The 24,658-nt window shown below is 43.1% G+C and carries 15 protein-coding genes; 6 read left to right on the plus strand and 9 right to left on the minus strand.

Features of this window, described 5'->3' with window-relative positions; translation table 11 throughout:
- The first annotated feature begins 2 nt into the window (after positions 1 to 2).
- From PHEP_RS13880 to PHEP_RS13900, 5 genes are all read left to right on the plus strand, one after another.
- Positions 3 to 1,508: a sugar ABC transporter ATP-binding protein gene (locus PHEP_RS13880; RefSeq protein ID WP_015808613.1), complete on the plus strand. Its 1,506-nt coding sequence runs from the start codon at positions 3 to 5 to the stop codon at positions 1,506 to 1,508.
- Position 1,509: 1 nt separating this feature from the next.
- On the plus strand, positions 1,510 to 2,484 hold the full coding sequence (locus PHEP_RS13885) for an ABC transporter permease (RefSeq protein ID WP_015808614.1): 975 nt from the start codon (positions 1,510 to 1,512) through the stop codon (positions 2,482 to 2,484).
- 2 nt (positions 2,485 to 2,486) lie between these two features.
- The gene (locus PHEP_RS13890; RefSeq protein WP_015808615.1) at positions 2,487 to 3,968 is read left to right on the plus strand and encodes an FGGY family carbohydrate kinase; all 1,482 of its coding nucleotides are present in this window, start codon (positions 2,487 to 2,489) and stop codon (positions 3,966 to 3,968) included.
- Positions 3,965 to 5,260: a nucleoside hydrolase-like domain-containing protein gene (locus PHEP_RS13895; RefSeq protein WP_015808616.1), complete on the plus strand. Its 1,296-nt coding sequence runs from the start codon at positions 3,965 to 3,967 to the stop codon at positions 5,258 to 5,260. The genes PHEP_RS13890 and PHEP_RS13895 overlap by 4 nt, the downstream gene beginning before the upstream one ends.
- A gap of 116 nt (positions 5,261 to 5,376) precedes the next feature.
- Positions 5,377 to 5,769, plus strand: a complete 393-nt coding sequence (locus PHEP_RS13900; protein WP_015808617.1) for a VOC family protein — start codon at positions 5,377 to 5,379, stop codon at positions 5,767 to 5,769.
- A gap of 121 nt (positions 5,770 to 5,890) precedes the next feature.
- Here the strand turns inward: PHEP_RS13900 and PHEP_RS13905 are convergent, their stop codons facing one another.
- The 5 genes from PHEP_RS13905 to PHEP_RS13925 all read right to left on the minus strand — a co-directional run bounded on the left by PHEP_RS13905 (position 5,891) and on the right by PHEP_RS13925 (position 14,494).
- Entirely contained in the window at positions 5,891 to 6,841 is a 951-nt protein-coding gene (locus PHEP_RS13905) for a hypothetical protein (RefSeq protein ID WP_015808618.1), read from the minus strand.
- Between the two features lie 33 nt (positions 6,842 to 6,874).
- Positions 6,875 to 8,758 (minus strand): RagB/SusD family nutrient uptake outer membrane protein, encoded by a 1,884-nt coding sequence (locus tag PHEP_RS13910; RefSeq protein ID WP_015808619.1) that lies wholly within the window; start codon positions 8,756 to 8,758, stop codon positions 6,875 to 6,877.
- A 10-nt stretch (positions 8,759 to 8,768) separates the two neighbouring features.
- Positions 8,769 to 11,915: a SusC/RagA family TonB-linked outer membrane protein gene (locus PHEP_RS13915; protein WP_015808620.1), complete on the minus strand. Its 3,147-nt coding sequence runs from the start codon at positions 11,913 to 11,915 to the stop codon at positions 8,769 to 8,771.
- Between the two features lie 249 nt (positions 11,916 to 12,164).
- Entirely contained in the window at positions 12,165 to 12,839 is a 675-nt protein-coding gene (locus tag PHEP_RS13920; RefSeq protein ID WP_015808621.1) for a DUF3826 domain-containing protein, read from the minus strand.
- A 41-nt stretch (positions 12,840 to 12,880) separates the two neighbouring features.
- Positions 12,881 to 14,494 carry a fucose isomerase gene (locus PHEP_RS13925; protein ID WP_015808622.1) on the minus strand — a complete coding sequence of 538 codons (1,614 nt, stop codon included), beginning with the start codon at positions 14,492 to 14,494 and terminating at the stop codon, positions 12,881 to 12,883.
- 243 nt (positions 14,495 to 14,737) lie between these two features.
- Between PHEP_RS13925 and PHEP_RS13930 the strand changes: the two genes are divergently transcribed.
- Positions 14,738 to 15,610: an AraC family transcriptional regulator gene (locus PHEP_RS13930; RefSeq protein ID WP_015808623.1), complete on the plus strand. Its 873-nt coding sequence runs from the start codon at positions 14,738 to 14,740 to the stop codon at positions 15,608 to 15,610.
- Positions 15,611 to 15,615: 5 nt separating this feature from the next.
- Here the strand turns inward: PHEP_RS13930 and PHEP_RS13935 are convergent, their stop codons facing one another.
- The 4 genes from PHEP_RS13935 to PHEP_RS13950 all read right to left on the minus strand — a co-directional run bounded on the left by PHEP_RS13935 (position 15,616) and on the right by PHEP_RS13950 (position 24,649).
- Entirely contained in the window at positions 15,616 to 16,551 is a 936-nt protein-coding gene (locus PHEP_RS13935; RefSeq protein ID WP_015808624.1) for a dihydrodipicolinate synthase family protein, read from the minus strand.
- A gap of 47 nt (positions 16,552 to 16,598) precedes the next feature.
- The gene (locus PHEP_RS13940; protein ID WP_238326480.1) at positions 16,599 to 18,128 is read right to left on the minus strand and encodes a sodium:solute symporter family protein; all 1,530 of its coding nucleotides are present in this window, start codon (positions 18,126 to 18,128) and stop codon (positions 16,599 to 16,601) included.
- 186 nt (positions 18,129 to 18,314) lie between these two features.
- Positions 18,315 to 21,830, minus strand: a complete 3,516-nt coding sequence (locus PHEP_RS13945; RefSeq protein ID WP_015808626.1) for a malectin domain-containing carbohydrate-binding protein — start codon at positions 21,828 to 21,830, stop codon at positions 18,315 to 18,317.
- Entirely contained in the window at positions 21,827 to 24,649 is a 2,823-nt protein-coding gene (locus PHEP_RS13950) for a glycoside hydrolase family 95 protein (RefSeq protein WP_015808627.1), read from the minus strand. The genes PHEP_RS13945 and PHEP_RS13950 overlap by 4 nt, the downstream gene beginning before the upstream one ends.
- Positions 24,650 to 24,658 lie beyond the last annotated feature (9 nt).

A 24,658-nucleotide genomic window follows, 5' to 3' on the forward strand; every position in this document is an offset into this window, starting at 1 on the left:
AAATGCTGGTTGTAGAAAACATAAGTAAAAATTTCTCGGGGGTAAAAGCACTGGATCAGATCAGCCTTGAAGTGCATGCCGCTCAGGTTACCGCTATCATTGGCGAAAACGGGGCCGGAAAATCCACTTTAATGAAAATCCTTTCGGGCGTATATCCCGATTATGAAGGCAAAATCATTTTCAAAGGCAAAACCGTTAGCTTTTCCAGCCCTAAACAGGCACAGGAATGTGGCATCTCCATTATTCACCAGGAACTGAACCTTATCCCCTATCTGAGCATTACAGAGAATATATTTTTAGGCAGGGAACTCTGCACAGCATGGGGCGATCTGGATAAAAAGAGGATGCGCCTGAAAACGCAGAAACTCTTGAGCCGTTTAAAGCTCAACATTGATCCTGATACACGGATCATTGATATCAAAGTTGGGCAGCAGCAGGTAGTAGAAATTGCAAAGGCCCTGCTTACTGAATCTGAAGTGATTATTATGGACGAGCCCACTTCAGCCATCAGTGATACGGAAGTAAAAATCCTGTTTGACATCATCAACGACCTCCGTAAAGCGAATAAAGCCATTGTTTACATTTCCCATAAACTCGATGAACTGTTTAAGATTGCAGACAGGTATGTGATCATGAGGGATGGCAGGGTGATTGAATGTGGCGAGATCGGTGAAATAAAGGCCGATGACATTATCCATAAAATGGTGGGCAGAGAAATTAACCTCATTAAAAAAGAAGGTTCGGGAGCCGGCCCGGAAGAATTGTTCAGTGTAAAAGACCTTTGTCTTAAACATCCGGACCAAAAGCATACCTATCTGCTTAAAAATATATCCTTCAGCCTCAATAAAGGCGAGATTTTAGGCGTATTTGGTTTGATGGGCGCAGGAAGGACTGAACTGCTGGAAAGCCTGTTTGGCCTTCATCCCAAACTAATGCGCGCCGAGCTTAAAATTGAGGGCAAGGTCCTTAGCATTGCCACTGCCGGAGATGCCATAAAGGCCGGACTGGCCCTGGTTCCGGAAGACCGGAAAAGAGACGGCCTTTTACTTGGCCTGGATGTTCAGAAAAACATAAGTATCACTACTTTAAAAGAAATGGAAAACCTGGGTATCCTGGAAATTGGCAAGGAAGCAAGGTTAAGTGATAAATATACCGCAGAACTGAAAATTAAGACAGATTCCGGAAAGCAGGTTGCAGGTAACCTGAGTGGCGGCAATCAGCAAAAAATTGTCATTGCAAAATGGCTGGCCACCCATCCCAGGATCTTCCTGCTGGATGAACCTACACGTGGCATAGATGTAAACGCAAAGAACGAGATCTATAAACTTATCCTGGGCCTTGCAGCCCAGGGAATGGGCATCATCATGGTCTCTTCAGAATTACCGGAAATATTAGCGGTATCAGACCGGGTAATGGTCCTGTCGGAAGGTACCATTACCGCACAGATCCCCATCAGCGAAGCCAATGAAGCATGTATTTTAAAAGCAGCAATTCCAAAATCAATTTAAAATGGACTTAAGATTATACAAACCTTACCTCATAAAATTTCAATCGCTGATCGCATTGTTTATCCTTTGCTTATTGATCAGTATGGTATCCGATAAGTTCCTTACCCTCTCCAACGGCTGGAATGTAATGCGACAGATTTCTGTAAACATCTGCATTTCTGTTGGCATGACCCTGGTGGTTTTAACTGCGGGGATAGACCTTTCTGTTGGCTCTGTATTGGCCCTCTGCGGCGCATTAACTGCAGGCTTGCTTAAAAATGGCATTGCCATACCCGAAGCCAATCTTTTTGTTGGCTTTACCATTTTAGGTGCCATGCTGGCCGGCATACTTACAGGAACAGCCCTGGGTACATTTAATGGCTGGGCCATTACTAAGTTTAAAGTTCCGGCTTTCATTGCCACCCTGGCCATGTTAACCATTGCCAGGGGCCTAACCTTACTGTATACCAAAGGTTTTCCTATCTCTGGCCTGGGCGATGATTTTTCCTATTTAGGTACAGGCTGGTTCCTGGGCATCCCTGTTCCGGTATGGATTTCTGCTATTGTAGTGCTGGCCGCTGTAGTGCTGACCACAAAAACCAGATTAGGAAGATATATTTATGCTATAGGTGGCAACGAAAATGCATCCCGGCTTTCGGGCATCAACATCAGCAAAGTTAAAATAATCGTATACGCCATAGCCGGGGCCCTGGCTGCCGTAGGTGGCCTTATAGTTACTTCCAGACTGGATTCTGCACAACCCAATGCCGGCAACAGTTACGAACTGGACTCAATTGCAGCTGTAGTGATAGGCGGTACTTCCCTGTCAGGGGGCAAGGGCAGCATAATGGGTACAGTACTGGGTGCTGTAATTATAGGTGTGTTAAACAATGGGCTGGTGCTGTTAAATGTTTCGCCTTTCTGGCAGCAGGTAGTAAAGGGTGCCGTTATTTTGCTGGCTGTAATTGTCGACAAGGTCAATTCAAAAGCTGAATAGTGATGGGCACAAAATATATATTGGCCATTGATCAGGGCACCAGCAGTACAAAAACACTGCTGTTTGATGAACAGGGCAAGGTAGTGGCCAAAGGCTCGGCCCCGCTAAAAAGTATTTTTTACGGTGAGGGATTTGTAGAGCAGGACCCGCAAGAAATTTACCAGAATGTGTTGACGTCCATGCAACTGTGTTTACATGATTTCAGCACCAAAGGCGGCAATCCTGATGACATACAAACCTGTGGCATCTCTAACCAAAGGGAAACATTTGTGATCTGGGACGAGCAGGGAACACCCCTGCACAATGCCATTGTATGGCAATGCAAGCGCTCGGTAAACATTTGTAATCAATTAACAGCTGACGGATTGGCTGAAATGATCAAGTCTAAAACCGGCTTAATTATCGATCCCTATTTTTCGGGCACCAAGCTGATCTGGCTGTATCAGCACAACGAAAAAATAAAAACGGCCATCGATGCCGGGAAGGCTTATTTTGGAACGATAGATACCTGGCTGCTGTATCAGCTAACCGGTGGCACAACCTATTTAACCGATTATACCAACGCCTCCAGAACCTTATTTTTCAATCTTGCTACCCTAAACTGGGATCAGGAACTGCTGCATACTTTTGGCTTGGCCGGGCTTAACCTCCCCTCCATTCAACCATCATCCTCCTTTTTTGGTACCAGTAACTTTAACAAGCTCCTGCCAAAAGGATTATCCATTACCGCAATGATCGGCGATTCGCATGCCGCAGCCTTTGGCGAAGGCTGTTTCACAGCCGGAACAGCAAAAGCAACCCTGGGAACAGGATGTTCCATCCTGATGAACATTGGCCCTGAATTTAAATCATCAGGCAGTGGCATGATCAGTACCATCTGCTGGAGCACAGAGCAACAGGTAAATTATGCGCTTGAAGGCGTAATCGTATCCTGTGGTTCTACTATAGAATGGCTTAAAAATGAACTTGGCCTTTTCTCAAACAGCGCAGAAACGGAAAGTATGGCCAAAGCAGTGAGCAACAACAACGACGTTTACCTGGTTCCGGCCTTCAGCGGCCTGGGCGCCCCCTACTGGGATATGAGCCGAAAAGCAGAAATTAAGGGCTTAACTTTTGGTGCCAATAAAAACCATATCGTAAGGGCAGCACTGGAATCTATCCCCTACCAGGTAAAAGACGTGGTTATGGCCATGCAAAACGATACCGGTATCAGATTAGATGAACTGATGGTAAATGGCGGCATAACCAGCAATGGTTTTGTATTGCAGTTCATGGCCGATCTGCTGGACAAAAATGTAAGCAATATGGGGATGCCCGATGTATCTGCATTGGGAGCAGCTTATCTGGCCGGATTAAAATCCGGACTTTTCAAAAACATTACCCAGCTCAAAACATTAAATTCCAATAAGGAAACATTACAGCCATCAACAGATAAGACCAGCATCAACCAGGCTTACCAAGGCTGGAAAAACGCGATAACATGAATTTAAAAGCATTGACCTCTATTTGCCTGTTCTTTGCAGCCAGCACTATATTAACGGCCCAGCAATCCGTACCTGTAAAGCCCCGCATCCTCATCAGTACCGATATTGGCGGCACAGATCCGGATGACAACCAATCTTTAACCCATTTTCTGATGTACAGCAATATATTCAATACAGAAGGCCTGATATCCTCTCCTTCCTATGGAAATGGCAGCAAACAGGAAATCCTCAGAATGATTGATTTATATGAAAAGGATTTGCCGAAGCTGAAAAAGCACATTAAAGATTACCCATCGCCAGATGCCTTACGCAAAGTAACCAAACAGGGCAGGCATGGCGCAGCGCCCTATATCGGTTATACCACAGCTACCGAAGGCTCCGACTGGATCATTAAATGTGCCAGCAAGAAAAGCACGCAGCCCTTATGGGTGCTGGTTTGGGGCGGGCTGGAAGACCTGGCCCAGGCCTTGCATGATGCGCCTGAAATAAAAAGTAAAATTAAGGTGTACTGGATTGGTGGCCCCAATAAAAAGTGGAGCGCTTCCAGTTATGCCTATATCGCCCAAAACTTCCCCGATCTTTGGTTTATTGAAACCAATGGCTCTTACTATGGGTTCTTTTCAGATCATGGTGTGCCTGAAAAATTAAAAGGCAAAAATTATTACGACAATTATATTCAGGCCGCCGGGCACCTTGGTGCTGATTTTAAAAATTACTATAAAGGGGAAATTAAAATGGGCGATACACCTTCCCTGCTCTATATGATGGATGGAAACCCTGCCGATCCGTTTAAAGAAAGCTGGGGCGGAAGCTTCGAAAAACTGAGCCACAGCCCCAGGATTATATTGAACCACAGCACCACACTGTCCGATACAATAACCGTATATGCATTGCTCGACTTTCAGTTTAAAGGGCCGGTAATTGATATCCCGGCCGATTCAGCTTGCTTCAAAATGACAGTCAAAGCCGGAATCGGCATTCAGGAATGGGATGGCTTTTACCTGGGCAATGGCAACTACGGACTTAAATATGCCGCTAAAGAAACTGAAGTACTCAGTTATCAGATCAGTTCAAAAATACCCGGCTTTCCGGAACAAAGCGGACAGTTGGTAGTGGATAACATCTGGCCCGGCAAAAAACGTCCTACAGATTATCAATTGGGGGCAAACTGGTATACGGACAAGGTAGATCCAGGACTTTTCGACGGGATAAGACAGGGTGCAAAAACAGTTCTGAAATGGAGAAATGAGGCAATGCTGGATTGGGCAAAGCGCTGGGAATGGCTGCGATAACCAGCAGCTGTTCCAATAACCATTGTCGTAGATCCCCCCATTATATGACGCGATCAGCCAGCTGTATTTCAAATTATTAAGCTTAAATTTGGTATACAAATCTAAAATCTACAACAATGAACCAAAACATCATCTGCTGGTTTGAAATCTATGTAAAGGATATTGAACGTGCAAAAAAATTCTACAGCGCTGTTATAGGAACAAAATTCAGGGATAGTGCCGGACCAGGCAATTCACCTGCGGGCATGAAAATGGCTTTCTTCTCCCCTATAGAAAATCAGGGTGTATCCGGGGCCTTAATAGAAATGGCTGGCACCAAAGAAGGCGACGGGCATTGTGTAAACACGATGGTCTATTTTCCTTGCCAGGATTGCAGTGTAGAAGAAGCCCGGATCAAAGCCGCTGGCGGAATGGTGAGCCAGTCCAAATTTTCTATCGGTGAATATGGGTTTTGCTCTATTTGCGTAGATACTGAAGGAAACCCTTTTGGATTGTTTTCTATGGAGTAACGACCAGAGAACTAGACAAACCATTTTCATTGACGATCTTATACGGATATAACTTTTTCAGGAATCGACACAAAAAAAAGGCTGCTCCCTTTCGGTAGCAGCCTTTAACCACACACAATAATTACCTTTGAGTTTTTATACTGATATCTATGTAAGGTTTCCCGTCCAGATCTTTGGTTATACTGTTAATATGTAAAACCCCATATTTACCTTCTGGGGTCAGGAAAAAAACAATTGACCCTGCCACAAAATTAGTTGTAGTCTGGGTAAGGTTGATTGTTCTTTTCTTAGCCTCTTCCTCAATAATTGAAGAAGACCCTATGGTGTTACGATATATATTTGTACCACCCGTTACAGGTGCACTAAATTTAGTAGGCCTCTTTACCCATGTGCTAACATCGTAAACGGTCAACGGGTTAGGATTTGCATCCAACGCATAGATATTATAGGTATAGGTTATCGCACCAGTTGTGGGATTAACATTCATTCTTCTATAAAGTCCAAAATCGATATCGGCAGCATTGGCCTGCCCGTTGGAATAACTAAAAGACTCACTTCTCTTTATAGAGTAAAAAGATGGAGCTACCCTTGTAGCAGTATCGGGAAAATACACCCTGCGGTTTACCGTATGGATGTAACTTGGTGAAACTTCTACAGTAATGGTCTTACCACCATCCCCCATAAAGTAGCCTAATTTATTTAAGGGATAAACACGAAAGCTGGTCTTCCCATCTCTTTGCATTTTTAACGAAAACTGGCCACTAATCTGCCTTCTTTGGCCCTCGTCTGTTATAGCTGTAGTTGTACGCGTTTGTGTACTACTACTTCCTACCGACCTTTCAAATGTAATAGAGTACATATCCTCATTTGCAGAAGTAATGGTATAATCGATGTTAATCATATCACCATCATTTACCAACTTATAATCTGTAACACTTAACGGAGATAGTGCATTATAGGTTACAGAAACATCTGTAAACATATTGAATATATTTTCAGAATCTTTTTTACAGGAAGTAAGGCCTATTGCGACCGTAACCAGACAACCTATTAAGATATTTTTAGATTTCATATCATTTTGTTTTTTGAACAATAACTATTTGTATTAATTAGCAAGTGGATCAAATGTACCACCAGCCCAACCGATTGTAGCTTGTATGTTCGCACCTGTATTTACGAAGTCGGTGTTAAAAGTATAGAAATAATGAAATTCAGGTATGTTGTAAGGTAAGTATCCCTGAACACCTACAATGTTTTTTCTAAAATACTGACTGTAAACAGCTTTGTTCTCCATATTTAGCGTCTCTCTAAACCTGTCACCGGTAGTAGGGTTGACAACTACTTCCAAGGCATTTCTAACCGTAGTTCCACCTATTACTTCGATTTCTATACTCGTCATGTTACCGGTAAGTAAGTGCATCTTACGTGTCCTGCGTAAATCAGAGTTGCGTTTATTTTCGAATGCAAATTCTATCATTCTCTCGTTCAGGATTAAATCACGCATTCTTGTAGCATCGTTTACAGACCCTAAACCAAAATCATTGGCTGGTGTAGCACCAATCTTGATACCTGCTCTTTCTCTGATCTTACGGACCATGTCCTTTGCAAGCGACAGGTTTCCTGTTTCATTTGCGCAATCCGCATAATTAAGGATCACTTCAGCAAATCTCATTTCAATCCAATCCATCCCATTGCCACCAATATTGTTGGTATAGGCTGATGCTGCAGCCGTCAGTGCAGGTGTAGTAAAGCGCTTACAATACACCGGCATTAAGTTGGCTTCGCTTATCGCTCCAGTATATGTCCACTGTTTTCTTGTCGGCTTACCGCTCAAGGGCCATACTCCCCCATTATAAGCGATTGTAGCATTAAATCTTGGATCACGGTTTTGCCAGAACATCACATCATCATAGGTATACTGCCCCGCTGAACCAATTGGATTACCATCAAGCATGGGATAAGCATCCAGCAACCTGGTAGTAGCACGATATCCCTGGTGAGGTGAGCCTCCTTCAGAGGATGGTCTTGATCTTCTTTCTCCGTCATGTCCTCTCCGCTCCAATGTGCTGGAATAGGTTCTTACAATGATCGTTTCTGTATTCGCAGTACCCTCTGTTTGAAATATTGAAGCATAATTAGGCAACAGGACACGGCCCGAGGACACACATAAATCATAAGCGGTCTTATTGGCTTCAAGAGCAGTAGCCCAGCGGCTGGCATCATTGCCCGGGTTAAACTGTGGGCTTGCCCAGTATAATAACACTTTTGCTTTCAAACAGGTAGCTGCCAATTTATCCAGTTTACCTCTACCACTGGCATCATCCCAAACTACACCATTTAAATTAGTAATGGCTGAATCTAAATCCTTGGTAATGGCTTGAAAACACTCACGCGCACTTGCCCGGCCACTCACTGTCAGATTATCCGGACTTTGTGGTGTCAATACCAAAGGCACGCCGCCATAAACCTTTACCAGTTCAAAATACACCATTGCTCTCAGGGCATAATACTGTCCTAGAAAGGAGCGCTTAAGCGACGGAGCCATAGTACCACCCGGTATATTTGCGATGGCATCGTTGCATCTTGCAATGTCCATATATTTATTATTACCGGCGTTACCGGTATATACATTACCCGCAAACCTGATGTCATTATTTCCAAGTTCTCCTTGTAAACCCAATGCAGCTCTTGCCCACTGGTCTGCCACAGGGAAAAAGTTTTCATCACTTGCAAAATGTACGCCATAACGGCCGTTCATATTATTGGTATTGTGGTCCTGAAATAAGAATTGCGGCATAATCACATCATAAGCCCGGTTAAGGTGCATTTGTACAGAACCTTCTGTGTTCCATATGGCTGCATCTATCCCATTTCTATCTCTCAATTCAAAAAAGTCATCATCATTAACTTTACAGGAAGAGAGTAAAGCTACTGCCGTTGCGAAAACCATCAGGTATTTTTTAGCAACTGTTTTATATCGTTTTGTCATTACTTAAATATTATAAGTTTACACTTAGACCTAAGGAAATTGTTCTTAATATTGGATAATCATACGCACTTGAGGTATATGGATCTTTATATTTCAAAGGATTTACCAGTGTCCATAAGTTATTACCTGTTGCCAGTACCCGCGCGCCACCCAAACCTAATCTATTTGCTATTTTAGCCGGCAGTTTATAGCTTAAAGTCATGTTATTTACTCGGATAGTGGTTCCGTCAACTGCCCAGAAATCAGAATTTTTGGTAAGTGAGGGATCATCAAACCTTGGATACTTGCCTGCCATGGGGTTTTCAGGTGTCCAGTGGTCTTGCCAGATATTCAATATGTTTCTGGTATTGGAAGGTGCAATACGGGCACGACTGTCATAAAATACCTTTCCACCCAGACGTGCAAGAATATTGGTGCTCAGGCTGAAATCCTTATAAGATAAGTTAAGATTAATACCTGAGGCAAAATATGAGTTCGTATTGTCAAACATCGGTGCCATATCCAGATCATTAACTACGCCATCGCCGTTGGCATCTTCGTAGTACAGCCATCCTGGTTGTGGTACGTTACCATATAAAGTATAGTTAGGATTTTTTAACAGGAAGGCATCTATTTCTCCCTGGGTTCTGAACATTCCTATTGTTTTCAGCCCAATGTTACTGCTGTTATATTTCCTTGGATCCGTTCCGAATGAAAGGGCAAGCCATTCATTTGGTCTGTTTTCCTGCAAGTTACCTGGGGCGTAGATCATTCTATCAACAACAGAATTTCCGTAACTAAAATTTATACTGGTACTTAACTTTAAATCCTTGGCTAATGTTGCCCTGTAACCAATGCTAAATTCAGAACCCCAATTGTAGGCCTCGCGGTAATTTACTACTGGTGCAGTGAAACCGGCATATAAAGGATACCTGTTATTGGCTCCCCTGTCAAAACCATCAAATGTCCGGTTGCGGAAAAACTCGACCCCAACATCCAGTTTACTGTCAAAAAGAGAGGCTTCTACACCAACATTTATGGTCTCCTTTTTTTCCCAGGTAATGTCAGGATTCGGATATACGGACGGGTTCAGACCATTCCCGTTATAACTTCCAAATAGGTACCCGTTTGATACATCTATCGTGTATCTTTCCTGCCATAATCTTTCTGTAACCCTATCGTCTCCAACAATACCATAATTAAACTTCAACTTAAGAAAATTCACGAAGGATACATTATTTTTGAAAAAATTCTCTTTACTCACTACCCAACCTAAACCAATGCTAGGTGCCAATCCCCATCTGTTTCCTGAAGCAAAGTTTGATGAAGCATCTAAACGAGCAACTCCTTCGATGAGATATTTCTTATCAAAATCATAACTGAAACGTCCAAAAAAAGAGCGTTTTGTAGACTGAAAGATATTTCTGCTCTGACGTGTTAAAGTATTAGGATCAAAAGCCCAGTAATCATCTGCTTCCGGTATGAGCTGATTTCTCCAGTACACACTCAGATCTTCAGAAGAACCTTCTGTTTGTTCACCACCCGCAATTATATCCAAACTATGTAAACCAATTGTTTTAGCATATTGCAGGGTAAAAAAGCCCTGATAGCTGCTTTGCTTGCTCAAACCTGGCATCACTTTGGAGTTTGCAACAGTAACCGCCTCAAAAAAAGGTGTTACCGGATCTGGTTGGTCACTATAAATTGCTGAATTATTTCCTACCCTTAAGAAATTATACAATTTATAAGGTGGATCATATTGTGTGCTAGCTGAATTTCCACCACCTTGTGATACCTGCAGCTTTGCAGTTAAACCCTTTAAGAATTTAGGCTGATAAGTTAAACTAGCATTAACACGATAAGATTGAGTTTTTCTATCGTCATAATAACCGGATTGCAACACGCCTAATGGATTGCGTGGTGAGCCATTATTAAAATTCACAGGCAGTCCATTAATACTTATGGGTACCCATCTTGGCACGGATATGATAGATTCAAAAAAGCCGGCATCGTTTTCACTAACTGTATTTTGACTTTTTCTAAGGTTATGATCAACGTTAAAAGCGATATCCGCTTTTAGTCCCTCAACGATAGTGGCCGTCAAACCGCTTCTGAAACCATATTTATCAACCTTTAGTCCGGCATAGTTACCATTTTCATTCTGATAACTGCCTCCAGCAAAAAAAGTGATCTTATCACTTCCCCCAGAGATACTTAAATTATGCCTCTGAGTTGTGGCAGACTTCCATAATTCATCGTACCAGCTTTTATAATTGGTTCCTGCAATATAATCAAGATCTGCCTGAGAAAAAAAAGCTGATTCTGAGGCATTGTAAAGTCTGTAAGTATCGTTCAATAATGTTGCATGTTCTAAACCACTTAACATTTCTGGGGTTCTGGATGCATCAGATACACCTACATACCCATTATAGCTGATGCTAGGCTTACCGATTTTACCTCTTTTGGTTGTAACCAATACAACACCTTTAGCACCTGCAGCACCATAAATGGCGGCTGATGCATCTTTTAAAAAGGAAATGTTTTCAACCATTGAAGGATCCACAGCGTCGAAAGCATTTCTATCTACCGTAATTCCGTCAATAATATACAAAGGTTCTGCTGTGGCTCCCGCAACTGTTTCTGAAGCCGTAGAATTCCTGATATTTAATGTGATTGCCGAGCCCGGGCGACCAGAAACCTGGCTCACTCCAACACCCGCAATACGGTTTCTTAATGCACCGGCAATATTTGGTGCTGGAATATCCATCACTTCCGCTCCCGTAATTGTTGCTACAGAGCCTAATATTTCCGATCGTTTCTTGGTACCATAACCTACAGAAATGATTTCCACTTCTTCGAGTGACTTATTATCAGATGTAAGTGCAACATCCAAGCTGGTTTTCCCAACTAGGTTAATGGTTTGCCTGGTATATCCGATGTAAGAAAACACCAATGCATCCGTGGCTGGATCGGCCTGGATGGTGTAAATACCATTTGCATTTGTGGAAACATTACTGGGTTTACCTTTAATACTGACATTTACACCAGGCATAGGCCCGCCATCGATGCCGTCAGTAACTTTACCTGTGATTTTCTGTACCTGTGCATACGAAGACGCACAAATAAGCAGGGACAACAGTACTATCCCTTTTAATGTTCGTAAAAGTTTAATATTCATACTTGGTTTATTTGTTGATACTTGGTTCCTTTATTAAATCAATGTAGATTGATTGTTAATGTGCTATAATAAGTATTGTAAGCAGCTAACTGGTTTGGTTTTAAAGTAAATGTCGTTTCAAATTGAGTTGGTTTAATTGTTTATATTATTTTTCTTTTTGTAATACTATCAAGAACAGAAAAACCCGTTACCAACAGTTACTTTAATCAGTAACGGGAATTTTTCTAACCAAATAGAGAGCGGCATTTCTTATTTATCTGTCTTTGCTGTTGATTTTCTTCTTTTTTCCCATTCCTGACCTTCTTTTTTCAAATCATAACCTGCTGCCGAAAGGTAATTATTGATCCTTCCTTTATATTTGCCAAACCAGGCATGCTTCTTATCAGACGACTCTGCATCCATGGCATGCTCCCTTGCTTCGGTTAACCAGGTAAAGATTTGTTTCTTCTGCTCTTCCGTAAGGGTAAGTATCTGTTCCTGATAGGCTTTATAAGTTAGGGGCAATACACCATAGGTCATCCCGTTTTTCACCTGATCTACCTGGTCTTCAGTTAACTGAGCAGAAAGTTTAGCCAGATATTTTTTATGTAGCTTGGCCAGTTCAGCATCTGCTTTATCGTTTTCGGCTTTAACAGCAGCTTCAGTTGCTGTTTTATCGCCTTCGGTAGTTTTTTTGATTTCTTTAATCCGCGTATCCCGTTCAGTATAAATATCATTCAGGTTATTGTACTGATCTCTGATGATATGGCTCACTTTCTGCAGTTTTGCTTCATCACTGATATTCAGTACTGATGCAATTTTATCTGCACGTTGCGTAATCACCTTTAAATATGCTTCCTTTTCATTTGCAGGAATGGCATTGTTCTGTGCAAATATGCCAGTGCCCAGGAGCATGATAAACAGCAATAGGTATACACGTTTCATAATTTATTAATTTGGTTAGTATTCTCTTAAAAATTACCTTTCTATAGGTTTACCTCTCCGCAAAAATGCACCTTCAAACCCAATTCATCCATCGCTGCCGCTTTAATACAACATGCTTTATGCGCTGCAGCCTCATCAGGCGTATAGACAACATGGATGTGGTTTGCTTTGTGACGCCCCATTAACTGGTCCCTGCTTACACCTTTTAATACGGCATTCATAATGGGCCATTCAGGCGTGGTATTGTTCCAGCGTCTGTAAGTTTCTTCTTCCGGCAAGGCAACTACCTCGCCTACCCCTAAATCGCAATGCAGCTCATTGTTCATTACGTACACCCTGCTCCATACAATTGCACCTGGTTTACTGATGCCCTTAAGGGTGCCCCCACCCAAACGGAAATACATTGGCGGCTGCCTGTCGCTACTTGCACCAGCATAGCCCCCCACAAAATGCGCTGCAGGTGCAGCACCCGAAATCAGGAACAACCATACAAAATCATCTATACCTGCACCTTTATAATGCTCTCCCCATCTGATGTCATGTAAAGTATTCTCTCCTTCCATGCCCAGTTCCTTCCATAAATTGTAAGTGAGCAAAGCATCAATTCCGGCACATTCATCTACCTCATTAAAATGGGGCAATGCTTTGCCTGCATATAGTTCCTTACCGCCTTCTGAATATACAGGAGGCCTGTCTTCATTATTCAATAAACCTTCTACCAGGTCGCTTGCCACGGTAAGGTCTTTTAATCCCTGCTGGTATTGGATGCCAATGGTATCACAGCCAAACTCATCAGCAATGTGTACAGCCGCAATGTACATTTTGCATTGCTCCATACTTTGCGCCCGGGTAAGCTCGGCCTCAGGGTTCTCGCCCCAGTTAAACTGCATACCTTTATCCAGCAACCAATTTAAAACAGCCTCTGCTTCACTATCCTTAACACGGTTCATGGCTGCATAGAGTGCCGACTGGCTTAACCTTTCTTTAAAAAAACCTGTTGGATGCAACAATTCATCAGGCACAATGGCATTGTACATGCCCATGCAGCCCTCATCAAATACACCCATGATCACTTTTCTTTCTTTCAGCTTTCTGGCAAAACTTCTGCCCTGCTCTTCTTCACTAAATGGAATTTTATGGAGTGCCAAGCTCTTTACATGGCTTAAGTTATGGCTTACTTTACCTGTAGCCAGCCATTCGTTTAAACCGGCAATAAAAAAATCATCGGTAAACTGCTCAGACCACAGCGTGCTATAGTTTACACCGGCCTTTGTTAAGCAGCCATTTAAATTTAGCATACCTACCAGGCCCGGCCATTGTCCGCTCCAGTTGGCTACCGTTAATATAGGCCCGCTGTGCGTGGTTAACCCGGCAAATACGTGATGTGAATATTGCCAAACACTTTCGGCAACAATTAAAGGTTGTTCGGGGTTGATGTTCCGGAATACATCCATTCCCATTCTTTGGGAATCAATGAAGCCGTGTTTTTTATTGGCATCATAAGCATGGGCGCGTCTTACTGTCCAGCCTAACTTACCAATAGCTGTAGTCAGGTCGCGCTCCATTTGCGACTGTGCTTCCCAGCAATTTTGATTTGCCGACAGTCTCAGATCACCACTTGAAACCAGAATAATTTCTCTATTTACCCCTTGCATTTTAATTTATTACTGAACAAAATATTTACTAAAAAATAATTTGTCGGTTTATAATTTGGTTATTGCCATCATGGCCTTATACAAAACTCCACAATAGCGTCATTCAATTACTGATGGTTATTAGCAAATTAATGTAGGATATTGTCATAAAAAGACATACATTTGATCAATAACCCTTATTATTTGCAAAAACTCAGTTTTGAATAATTAAATATAAATATAATATTCAAATATAAAAATAAAATGAAGCCTCATTTTCACAAAATCCCGAGTACGCCTCAAAGTTCGTTCAGTATTCGTCATGATGTTAAACCAGACTTCGGAAACATCTGGCATTACCATCCGGAACTGGAACTTCACTATATTATAAAAGGTGAAGGTGTCCGGTTTATTGGTGATAACATCAGCAATTTTACACAGGGTGAAATGATATTACTGGGCGAGAACCTGCCGCATACCTGGCGCTGCAAGGATGAGTATTTTCAAAATAATCCCGATTTGCATGTAGAAGCGATGGTGATCCAGTTTTTACCGGATTGTTTGGGTAAGTACCTGTTGAACCTGCCCGAGGCTTACCTGATACCCAAACTGTTCGAGAAAGCAAAAAGTGGGATGGTGATTAATGGTAAGACCAGGGATAAACTGGCCGGCCTAATGAAATCGGCTATTGAGGCCACCAACCTGGACCGGATCATCATTCTGCTCTCTATTTTAAAAACACTGGCAGAAACCGATGAATATGCTGGTATAGTAACCGGTAAAAATACTTTTTATCAGAGCAACGAGTCGGAAACGCAGCGGATCAATAAGATCTGCACTTATACCATGACCAATTATAAAAAGGACATTACCCTGGAAGAAATTGCTTCATTAAGTAACCTGAGCATTACTTCTTTTTGCAGGTATTTTAAACTGATGACCAAAAAAACCTATTACGATTTTCTGATAGAGATCCGTGTAAGCCATGCCTGTCGCTTTTTAATTGAAAATAAACTGCCTACAGAAATGATCTGCTTTGATTGTGGCTTCAACAATGTGTCTAATTTTTACAGACATTTTAAAAAGGTAACAGGCATGACCCCACTGGATTATAAACGCAAGTATCTGAACGAATAACCGTTTTAAATCAGGACAGGAATGTCCAGCTCATTTTTCAAACTGCTGTAATCGGCAAACAGTGCTTCTATTTCCTTAACTACCGAAGTGTTAAAGGTTCCTACATCCCTGCGGGTAAAGGTTGAAATGTTCAGGCCTCTTTTTTGAAGAAAATATTTGGATACAACCGGATATACGTTGTGCATAACATCCATATTGTCGATCATGAATTTTTGCACACGCTGTACTTCATTTTCTAGCCGGGCATCGTTGTAGTATTTGCACAACCACACAATGAGTTCAGGAAAATAATTACCCTGGATGCAGGATAGACCTGCTGAACCTGCTTTTAAAGAATCTACAGCATGTACCATATAAGCATCATACAGTCCAAATTTCGGGAAACCCTGTGTAACTGCCAGTTTCTCTTTGATCTGGCCAAGATCCAGACAGGTATCCTTATGATAAATTACCCTGCCAGTTTCCACAAATTGTTGCAGCTGACCCGCATTTAATGTTCTTTTATAAGGTACCGGACATTCGTAAAAACCAAGCGGAATATCTTTTGTCTGGCCGATCAGGTCAAAAACCCTTTCATCAAATACAGCATCTGTTTCATATTCGGCAGCCAGCAAACCTGCAATAATAATTACCGCCTCTGTACCCAGATCATTCACCCGTTTTACAAAATCGGCCTGTTTATTGATCTCTCCGCCAAATGTACCTGTAGCCACTACAGGTACGGCCCCATCGGCCACCTTAATGACATGACTGATCACTTTTATTCTTTCTTCATCGCTCAGTTCAAACATTTCGCTTGACAAACAATTGGCGAATAAGCCTGAAGCTCCGGCCTTTAAGTATACTTCTGTAAGCTGGGTAAGTGCATCGTAATCTATATCGCCATTGCCAAAAAAAGGCGTAAGCATGACCGGGATGAACCCTTTTTGTGAGTTTTCCATTTTATATTATGTAGTAATTTTTATATTTATTTCAGACAGCTCCGGTGCTAAACCGGCATGTTTCCATCAGCAGATTTTAAATTTCTATTTTTCAGTTTTGTTAACAGTACGCCTACCAGGAAAATACTGAGGGTACCAATTACAATGATCATATTTTTATGGAGCGGGTTGCGCAAAAACTCATATTGGGCTGGCAAATGTGCAGAGAATGTCATCCAGATGATGACCACAATGCCAATCATGGTAGCAATAAATGCTTCATGGTTTTTGGTTTGCCTGCTGGCTATGCCCAGTAAAAACAAGCCGAGCATACCCGCAGCGAAAATACCCGACAGCTCCCACCACACATCAAGGATGCTCTTTACACCAATCATAGCAATACCTGCGCCCATCCCTAAAAGCCCAAATCCAACGGTAGCGATATGCAGGAGCGACAGGTTTTGTTTTTCAGTGATATCGGGTTTAAAATATCTTTTATAAATATCGACGGTAAACACTGTAGCTGATGAGTTCATCCCCGAGCTTATGGTGCTCATGGCAGCAGAAAGAATGGCTGAAACGATAAGACCAACCAATCCTGCGGGTATTTTTGTGACCATAAAATGAGGCATGATCTTATCACCATAATCGGCAGGCTGTAAAGTTTTTTCCAGATCTGTTATTTCTGTAACAGAAGCATTTAAAGGCAAACGCTCTACTGCTACCTGGTGTTTTATGCTTGCAATCAGATCAGGATTTACTTCATAATACGCATACAAAGCAGAGCCTATAACAAAGAACATCAGGGAGGCAGGTACATATAACCATACACATAACCAGATAGATCTGGAAGCTGCTTTTGAAGAAGAAGCTGTATGATAACGCTGCACATAATTTTGGTCCATACCAAAGTTGTTCAGGTTGATAAAGAAACCATACAATAAAACCACCCAGAAAGAGGAACTGATAAAATCGGGAGAAAAACTACCCAGACTAAACTTATCGGCTGATTTACCTATCTCAATTACTTTAGACACCCCGCCAGGCATATTGGTAATGATGAGATATAAGATAAGCAAGGCTCCAAAAGTTTTGACTACAGCCTGAACCACTTCTGTCCAGATCACAGCTTCAATACCACCAAGCACCGTATAAATAATAATACAAACCCCCATTACCACCATGATCATTTGCATGGAATATCCGGTAAGTGCCTGTAAGCTTAAGGCAATCCCAAAAAAGATAGAACCCATACGGGCCAGCTGGGTAAGTAAAAAGCAAACTACGGCATAAGTGCGTGCCCATGCGCCAAAACGATGTTCCAAATGTGTGTAAGCAGAGATTTCGCCTGTACTTCGGTAAAAAGGTACAAAGTATTTTGAAGCCACCCAGGCGGCCAGCGGCATGGAAAGGCTAAAGACAAAGGCATTCCAGTTGCTGCCAAAAGCTTTGCCCGGCACGCCTAAAAAAGTATTGCTGCTCAAAAAGGTAGCATAAATGGACAAGCCGATGGCCCATCCAGGTATCAGGCCCGAGGCCTTGGTAAACTGGTCAGAGTTTTTGTTGTTGCGGGAAAAATAAATCCCTACCAATATCATTCCGATAAGGTAAATGACAATTATAACAAGATCGAAAATAGGGAGACCCTTCATTTTGGCGATTGGCTGATTTATAAATTGGTTAAAGCAAATATCTACTTGCCGGTATCTATATTAATATAATATTTTCGCTATATGTTATAATATCTTATCTTATTTCATCTGGTTATTTTATAAATAATCAGATTATTGTACATCAACCGCATCAATGCTAAGCCCTGCTGCATCTTCTGCAATCAGGCGTACCTTATAGGTACCTGCATTGATCATGGTACCGGTATTGATACTAAAGTAATTCCATTTGCCTTTTTTTGCGGGGCTGAATGCAATGGTTTCTGCCGGTTTCAGCACGGTTCCATCCATGGTCAAAACTTCTATTTTTCCTTTCAGTGTATGTTCAAAAGGGTTATGGTATTTAACGGTAAGCGAATAGGTATCGGCAACGCCAACACTGATGGTAAATTCCAAAACGTCGCCCGAGGGCTTTTTAAAGGTAACACGTTCCTTTTCCATCAATATTTCCTTAACCAGACCTTCTCCTTTTAAAGCTGCATCTGCAGCTTTGTAGCTGGTTACCGCTTTCAGGTCGTAAGCCGGCTGCATATTGGTTTTCGGTAAAACTGCCAGGGTATACATACTTGTATTCGCTGCTTTTGGTCCAGGTACAATATGCTCTCCTTTTACAGCATGTTTGCGGTACACTTTAAATGTGGTACCTGCATTGTTTGTGATTGTGCTTTTGGTATCTTCATACCCCTGCAGCCAGTCGAGCTGGGCTACAGCATCTGCTGCTACATATACATCTGCATCACCGGAAACCTTAAATGCTTCGGCAATGGCCGATTGCCCTGCTGTCCGGATCCATTCTGCTCCGTACAGGGCAGATGGCAGACTGGTAAAAGCTGTTTGCCCATCGCTATATTGCTGATCGCCCAGATCCATCCAGGTGGATATCTGTATAGCTTTTAAAGGTTCAATAATAGCATTGCTCTGTTTAGCGGGAATAATATTTTTATTTGCCGATGCAACAGCTATTGCAGAAATAAGGGCTTGCCCGGATTTTACCCGGGGGAAAGAGAGCAGCAATGTTCCGCCTTTAACCCTGGCTTTAACTGTCTTTTTTAATGCAGCATCGTGTCCGGCCGCCGCCCAGATGTCCACATCCTTCAATAAGGTATTTCCATTGATCGCCACATCAAACAAACGCATCCCCTTTGCGTCCATTCCACCGCCTGTACCCAGCCAGGGCTCAATAAAATAAAGTTCTACCAGGTATTCACCGTCAGGTACAGGAAAATGGTAAGAAAGCTGGTCCCTGCCGTAACGGAAAGACTGGAACAGCGGCCAGTCTGCAGTTCCTTTGACGGGATCGAAGGTACGGCGCTGACTGGCAAAAAAAACCGGCATACCAGGAAAACCAGCTGTCCAGGATACCGAACCAAAACCACCTTTGGTCAAAGCACGGTCGGGCGACCATAATTGTCCGTTCTGGTCTTTATACTCGGGTCCGCCGCAATTGATACGGTACAGGTACTGGTATCCTGCCGCGGGTTTAGTTATATTTTCAGCCCCCTTATTGAACTCCTCAAAATGAGGTGATTTAGGCAAATTATTTAACACAATATAATCTTTGGCCACTGCTTTACCATTTACATAGCCAATGGCATAAAGTACATTGTATTGTACATCAACCGCATCCCACTGAAAATGGGTACCTGTACCAGCACGTTTTCTTTTACCCAGTGAAATGGCATTTACATCATTAAACAACTCCACCTCATCGCAATTGGAGTAAATGGTAATGCTATCCTTTTTGCCGGGTTTCAACCACCTTTCGGGCCAGGTATGCGATACGATATACACCATAGGTTCCGTTTCCTTTGGGGCATAATTGGCCCTGAACATATAAAATACATCCAGAGGTTCTTCCCAGGGGGTAAACAGGCCTTTATAATTTACAGGCCCTACTCTGTCCAGTTCCCTTAAACCTTCTCCTCCCTGTACCCTGCCCGGATTATCGTGCGAACTGAATAGCCAGAAGTAATGTCCGGCTGTTTTATCTTTTACAGATTCGGCCAAACGTACCTTGGTTTCCATCAGCTGGGTCATATTGTTTTCACTATACTGGCCCTTTTGCATAAAAGGCCCTTCTGTATGTAAATCAAGTGTGCGCCATGCTCCATACTCTCCTATCAGGACCTGCCGCTGCACATCTTCTGCATAGGTTAATGGATCACCACCATAGGTACCGGTCCAGTTTTGCGGCACATCCCAGTCTGTTCCTTTACCACCGTTACAGGTGGTTACTTTTCTTTGTGAAGAAGCCGTTGGATCCAGCCGTCGGATCAGCTCTGTACATTCCCTGGCAAAATCTTCGGGCAGGGTGCTTTCATTTTCCAGTCCCCACAACACAACTGATGGGCTGTTCCTGCGTTCTTTAACCCAGTCTGTAAGCAAATTTTTAAAGTTTTTTCTGAATTCCGGGGTATCGTACCAGATGTGTGCTGCCATTTGGGTCCAGGACAAAATGCCAAGCTTATCCCAGTATTCCTGATAAAGCAGGTTATGCGGTTGGTGTGCATCACGAAAAGCATTGAAACCCGCTGCTTTGATCTGCATCACGCGCGAACGGATCTGCTCATTACTGAAAGCATGGCTTTGTCCGATCAGGTGCTCATATTCGGCTACTCCATTGATAAAAACAGGTTTACCATTTAATAAGAACCGTCTCGCATCTGCCGGATTTTCACCTACAGGCCAGCTGATCCAACGGATGCCATAAGGGTTGTCTACCTGGTCTATTACTTTTCCATTTTCAATAACAGCCGTCCTGAGCGTATATAAATATGGATTTTCCAAAGACCAAAGCTTAGGATTGCTGATTTCATTGTCCTTTTGTGTAAAACTGAAGGTTGTTTTTCCGGAGAGTTTGGCCGAACGGCTAAATTCTTTAACCTTGTGGCCGGCCTGATCTAAAAGTGTATGTACAATAGTAATGTCCCTACTTTGCAGGCTGTAATTTTTTAAAGTAGTTTCAAAGTTCAGCAATGCCGATTTTTCAGAAACCTGATCGTTGTTCCAGATATGTACACCAAAAGGTTCAATCCTGACATCGCTGGTGATCAGCAGCTGTACCGGTCTGAAAATACCCATCGGCTGCGAACCCTCAGAAAAACCACGTTCCGTTGAACAGCCGCCGTCTACCCAGGGTAAATCACGGATATTGGCCGGATGGTCTGCACGCACCGCCAGCACATTGGGCTGGCTATTCAGTTTAATCGCTTCCGTTACATCCAGTGTAAAGGTGGTACGCCCACCCGCATGGTAACCTACTTTTTTCCCGTTCAGCCATACGGTGGCATAAGAACTTACGCCCTCAAAATATAAGAAAAACCGTTTACCTGCTTTCTGTGCTTTACTGACAAAAGTTTTGCGGTACCATGCATAGCCATGCCTGTTGCCATGCAGCATGCGGCGATAACCCTCATACTGGTCCCAGTTGTGCGGAACATCTACCGTTTTCCAGCTTTTATCGTTAAAACCTACAGCTTCAAATCCTTTGTATGCGTTGATATTCGTATCATCTGCAATACTTTGCCATCCCTGGTTCAATGCGATGCTTTTGCGCTGGCCTGTTTGTGAAAAAACTGTAAAGCTTGTCAGCATACAAATCAGAAAGGCCACAGCACTTCTTCTACTCATAATTTCTCTAAATCTCCGTTAAATTTATAGCTTGCCCCTCGCTGAGTGGCAATACTGGTAATCTTATTTCCGTAGCGCAGTAAACAAACACCACCTGTTTTTGAATAGACCTCGACTGCGCTTAATGCACCATCTTTCCATTTAAAGTTCAATACAAAGCCCCCGCGTGCACAAATTCCTTTTACCTCACCTTCCGGCAAATCTGCTGGTAAGGCCGGCAACAGTTCCACAAACTGGGTATGGCTTTGCAGCAGCATTTCTGCAATGCCTGCGGCTCCCCCAAAATTGCCGTCAATCTGGAAAGGTGGGTGTGCATCAAACAGGTTGATGTAAGCTCCACCACCCTTTGCCGCGGGGCTGATCAGCATTTTAACCATTTTCATGGCATGGTTACCGTCCTTAAACCGTGCCCAGAAATTGATTTTCCAGGCCAGGCTCCAGCCTGTACCTTCATCGCCACGGTAAATTAACGACTGCCTGGCTGCCTTCATCATGTCGGGTGTATCCCAGGTAATGTCATTGCCCGGATGTACGCCCCATAAATGCGAAACATGGCGGTGTTTATTGGTGGTATCATCTTTATCTTCCAGCCATTCCTGTAGCTGACCATATTTACCAATCTGATTTGGTGCTATCAACGTTATTTTTTGCTCCAGTGTTTTTTTAAAATCAGCATCAACGCCCAAAAGCGCTGTTGCAGCAATGCAGTTCCTAAAGAGGGTACGGATGATCTGATGGTCCATAGTGGGCCCGGCTACGAGTCCCCCATTTTCAGGAGAATTAGATGGTGTACTGATCAGCCAGCCTGTTTTGGGATCTTTAATTAAAAAGTCGTTAAAGAAAACGGCTGCCTGTTTCATTACCGGATAGGCTTCATTTTTAAGGAAATTTAGGTCCTGTGTGAAAAGGTAATGTTCCCATAGGTGCTGACTGAGCCATCCTGCGCCAGACACCCATATCCCATGATTTGAGGCATTAATAGGGGCTGTACCATTCCAGAGGTCTGTATTGTGGTGCAATACCCAACCCTTAGCATTGTAATGCACTTTAGCTGTTACTTCCCCGTTTTTTGCCAGCGCATTTATTTTCCGGATCAGGGGTTCGGCCATTGCAGACAGGTTCAATACCCCCGTTGGCCAGTAATTCATTTCGAGGTTAATGTTGGTGGTATATTTACTGCCCCATGGTGGGGTAAGCAGCTCATTCCAGATGCCCTGCAGGTTTGCGGGCTGCGTTCCCGGCCGGGAACTGGAAATTAACAGGTACCTGCCATATTGCATAAATAAGGCGGCAAAAGCGGGGTCATTCCCGTCCGAAAACTGTTCTATCCGTTCGTCTGTTGGCAAGCTTGCTTTACTGTCGGGCCCAAAACTGACTGAAAAAGCAGTATAGTATTTCTGGTATTCTTTGATGTGTGCCGCTTTAACCTGGGCATAGCTCTTTCCATTTAAGCCGGTCAGTGCTTTAACAGCTGCACTGGCTGGATTGCCCGAAACATCTTTGTCGTTTACAAAGCTGGTACCGGCCGTAAGGTAAAGTGTTACGGCATCCGCAGCAACAATACTGATCTTATTGGCCGTAACCAGTAACTTTCCTTTAGTAATGATGGCTTGCAGGCGGCTTTCGCCCTTTAGCACGCCATCCCTCACCTTTAAAGAAAGTGCAATGGTATTGGCATTTATTTTCTTAACTCCTGAGTACTTATGCGGACTTCCCAAAAGGGCATCAAAACTGATGCTTCCTTTTTTATCGGCCGTTAAACGTATCACAATTGCCTGATCGGGTTGCGAAGCAAGATATTCCCGCAGATAGTTTATGCCCTTTAAGGTGTAGGTGGTACTGGCAACTGCTGTGTTCAGGTCCAGTTTCCTTTTATAATTTGTAACCGCTTCATTTTCGGTTTTAAAGTTCAGGTACAGGTCGCCAAATGGCTGGTAACTGGCCTGAAACTGAGGAACCAGCGGCGGTTCATCATTCTGCACCTTATATTTCCATTCTTTAACCAGCGACACTCCATTTCCCGGTGCATCCTTCGGATAGACCGCAATGGCTTTGCTTGTATCTTTATAACCTGCCAGTCCACCTTTATCAAAATAATTGAGTACCTGTATAGCAATGGTATTTTTTCCAGGTTTAAGCAGTTTGGCCGGTATGGTATACTTTCTGGGTTCGGTACCATCGGTATTGCCGATCAGGGTACCATTTACATAAGTCAGGTCCTGATCACGGATACGGTTCAGGTCGAGCACCAGGTCTTTGCCCTGCCAGTTGGGCGGAGCCTCGAACGTCGTGCGGAACCATACTGCCCCATCCAGGCCCGAGAGTCCCACAGCTTCCCAGCCTTCATAACTGGGTACCTTAATGCTTTTCCAGGATTGATCGTCGTAGTTTTCAAGCGCCGGATTGCCTTGCAATCCCTTTAAAGCCTTCATGTCGCCAACCCATTTGGTCCGGTCGCCCGCCCCACTCATGCTGCCCATAAATTTCTCAGCAGCCAGCTTTTCGGCCTCCTGCTGGTTACCTTCAAAAAGCAATTGCCTGATCTGCGGCAGGTAAGCTGCAGCACCTTTATGGTTATAATCTCTTGGACCGCCCGTCCATAAAGTCTCTTCGTTAAACTGAATGTGATCTTTTTCTACCCCTGCAAAAATCATGGCACCCAAACGACCATTCCCGATTGGAAGGGCATCCGTCCATTTTTCCGCAGGTTTAGTGTACCAGAGCTGGTAAGCAGGTTGCTGGGCAAGGGCTGTAAAACTGGTTATACCAAAACCCGCCAGCAATACTGCGGATATCTGGTTTTTTAACAGATGGATCATAATGATACA

The organism is Pedobacter heparinus DSM 2366, assembly GCF_000023825.1.
Lineage (GTDB): Bacteria > Bacteroidota > Bacteroidia > Sphingobacteriales > Sphingobacteriaceae > Pedobacter > Pedobacter heparinus.

Excerpts from the sequence above, each read along its gene's own strand:
- PHEP_RS13880 (WP_015808613.1), top strand. The coding sequence starts at position 3 with ATGCTGGTTGTAGAAAACATAAGTAAAAATTTCTCGGGGGTAAAAGCA.
- PHEP_RS13885 (WP_015808614.1), top strand. The coding sequence starts at position 1,510 with ATGGACTTAAGATTATACAAACCTTACCTCATAAAATTTCAATCGCTG.
- PHEP_RS13890 (WP_015808615.1), top strand. The coding sequence starts at position 2,487 with ATGGGCACAAAATATATATTGGCCATTGATCAGGGCACCAGCAGTACA.
- PHEP_RS13895 (WP_015808616.1), top strand. The coding sequence starts at position 3,965 with ATGAATTTAAAAGCATTGACCTCTATTTGCCTGTTCTTTGCAGCCAGC.
- PHEP_RS13900 (WP_015808617.1), top strand. The coding sequence starts at position 5,377 with ATGAACCAAAACATCATCTGCTGGTTTGAAATCTATGTAAAGGATATT.
- PHEP_RS13905 (WP_015808618.1), bottom strand. The coding sequence starts at position 6,841 with ATGAAATCTAAAAATATCTTAATAGGTTGTCTGGTTACGGTCGCAATA.
- PHEP_RS13910 (WP_015808619.1), bottom strand. The coding sequence starts at position 8,758 with ATGACAAAACGATATAAAACAGTTGCTAAAAAATACCTGATGGTTTTC.
- PHEP_RS13915 (WP_015808620.1), bottom strand. The coding sequence starts at position 11,915 with ATGAATATTAAACTTTTACGAACATTAAAAGGGATAGTACTGTTGTCC.
- PHEP_RS13920 (WP_015808621.1), bottom strand. The coding sequence starts at position 12,839 with ATGAAACGTGTATACCTATTGCTGTTTATCATGCTCCTGGGCACTGGC.
- PHEP_RS13925 (WP_015808622.1), bottom strand. The coding sequence starts at position 14,494 with ATGCAAGGGGTAAATAGAGAAATTATTCTGGTTTCAAGTGGTGATCTG.
- PHEP_RS13930 (WP_015808623.1), top strand. The coding sequence starts at position 14,738 with ATGAAGCCTCATTTTCACAAAATCCCGAGTACGCCTCAAAGTTCGTTC.
- PHEP_RS13935 (WP_015808624.1), bottom strand. The coding sequence starts at position 16,551 with ATGGAAAACTCACAAAAAGGGTTCATCCCGGTCATGCTTACGCCTTTT.
- PHEP_RS13940 (WP_238326480.1), bottom strand. The coding sequence starts at position 18,128 with ATGATATTGGTAGGGATTTATTTTTCCCGCAACAACAAAAACTCTGAC.
- PHEP_RS13945 (WP_015808626.1), bottom strand. The coding sequence starts at position 21,830 with ATGAGTAGAAGAAGTGCTGTGGCCTTTCTGATTTGTATGCTGACAAGC.
- PHEP_RS13950 (WP_015808627.1), bottom strand. The coding sequence starts at position 24,649 with ATGATCCATCTGTTAAAAAACCAGATATCCGCAGTATTGCTGGCGGGT.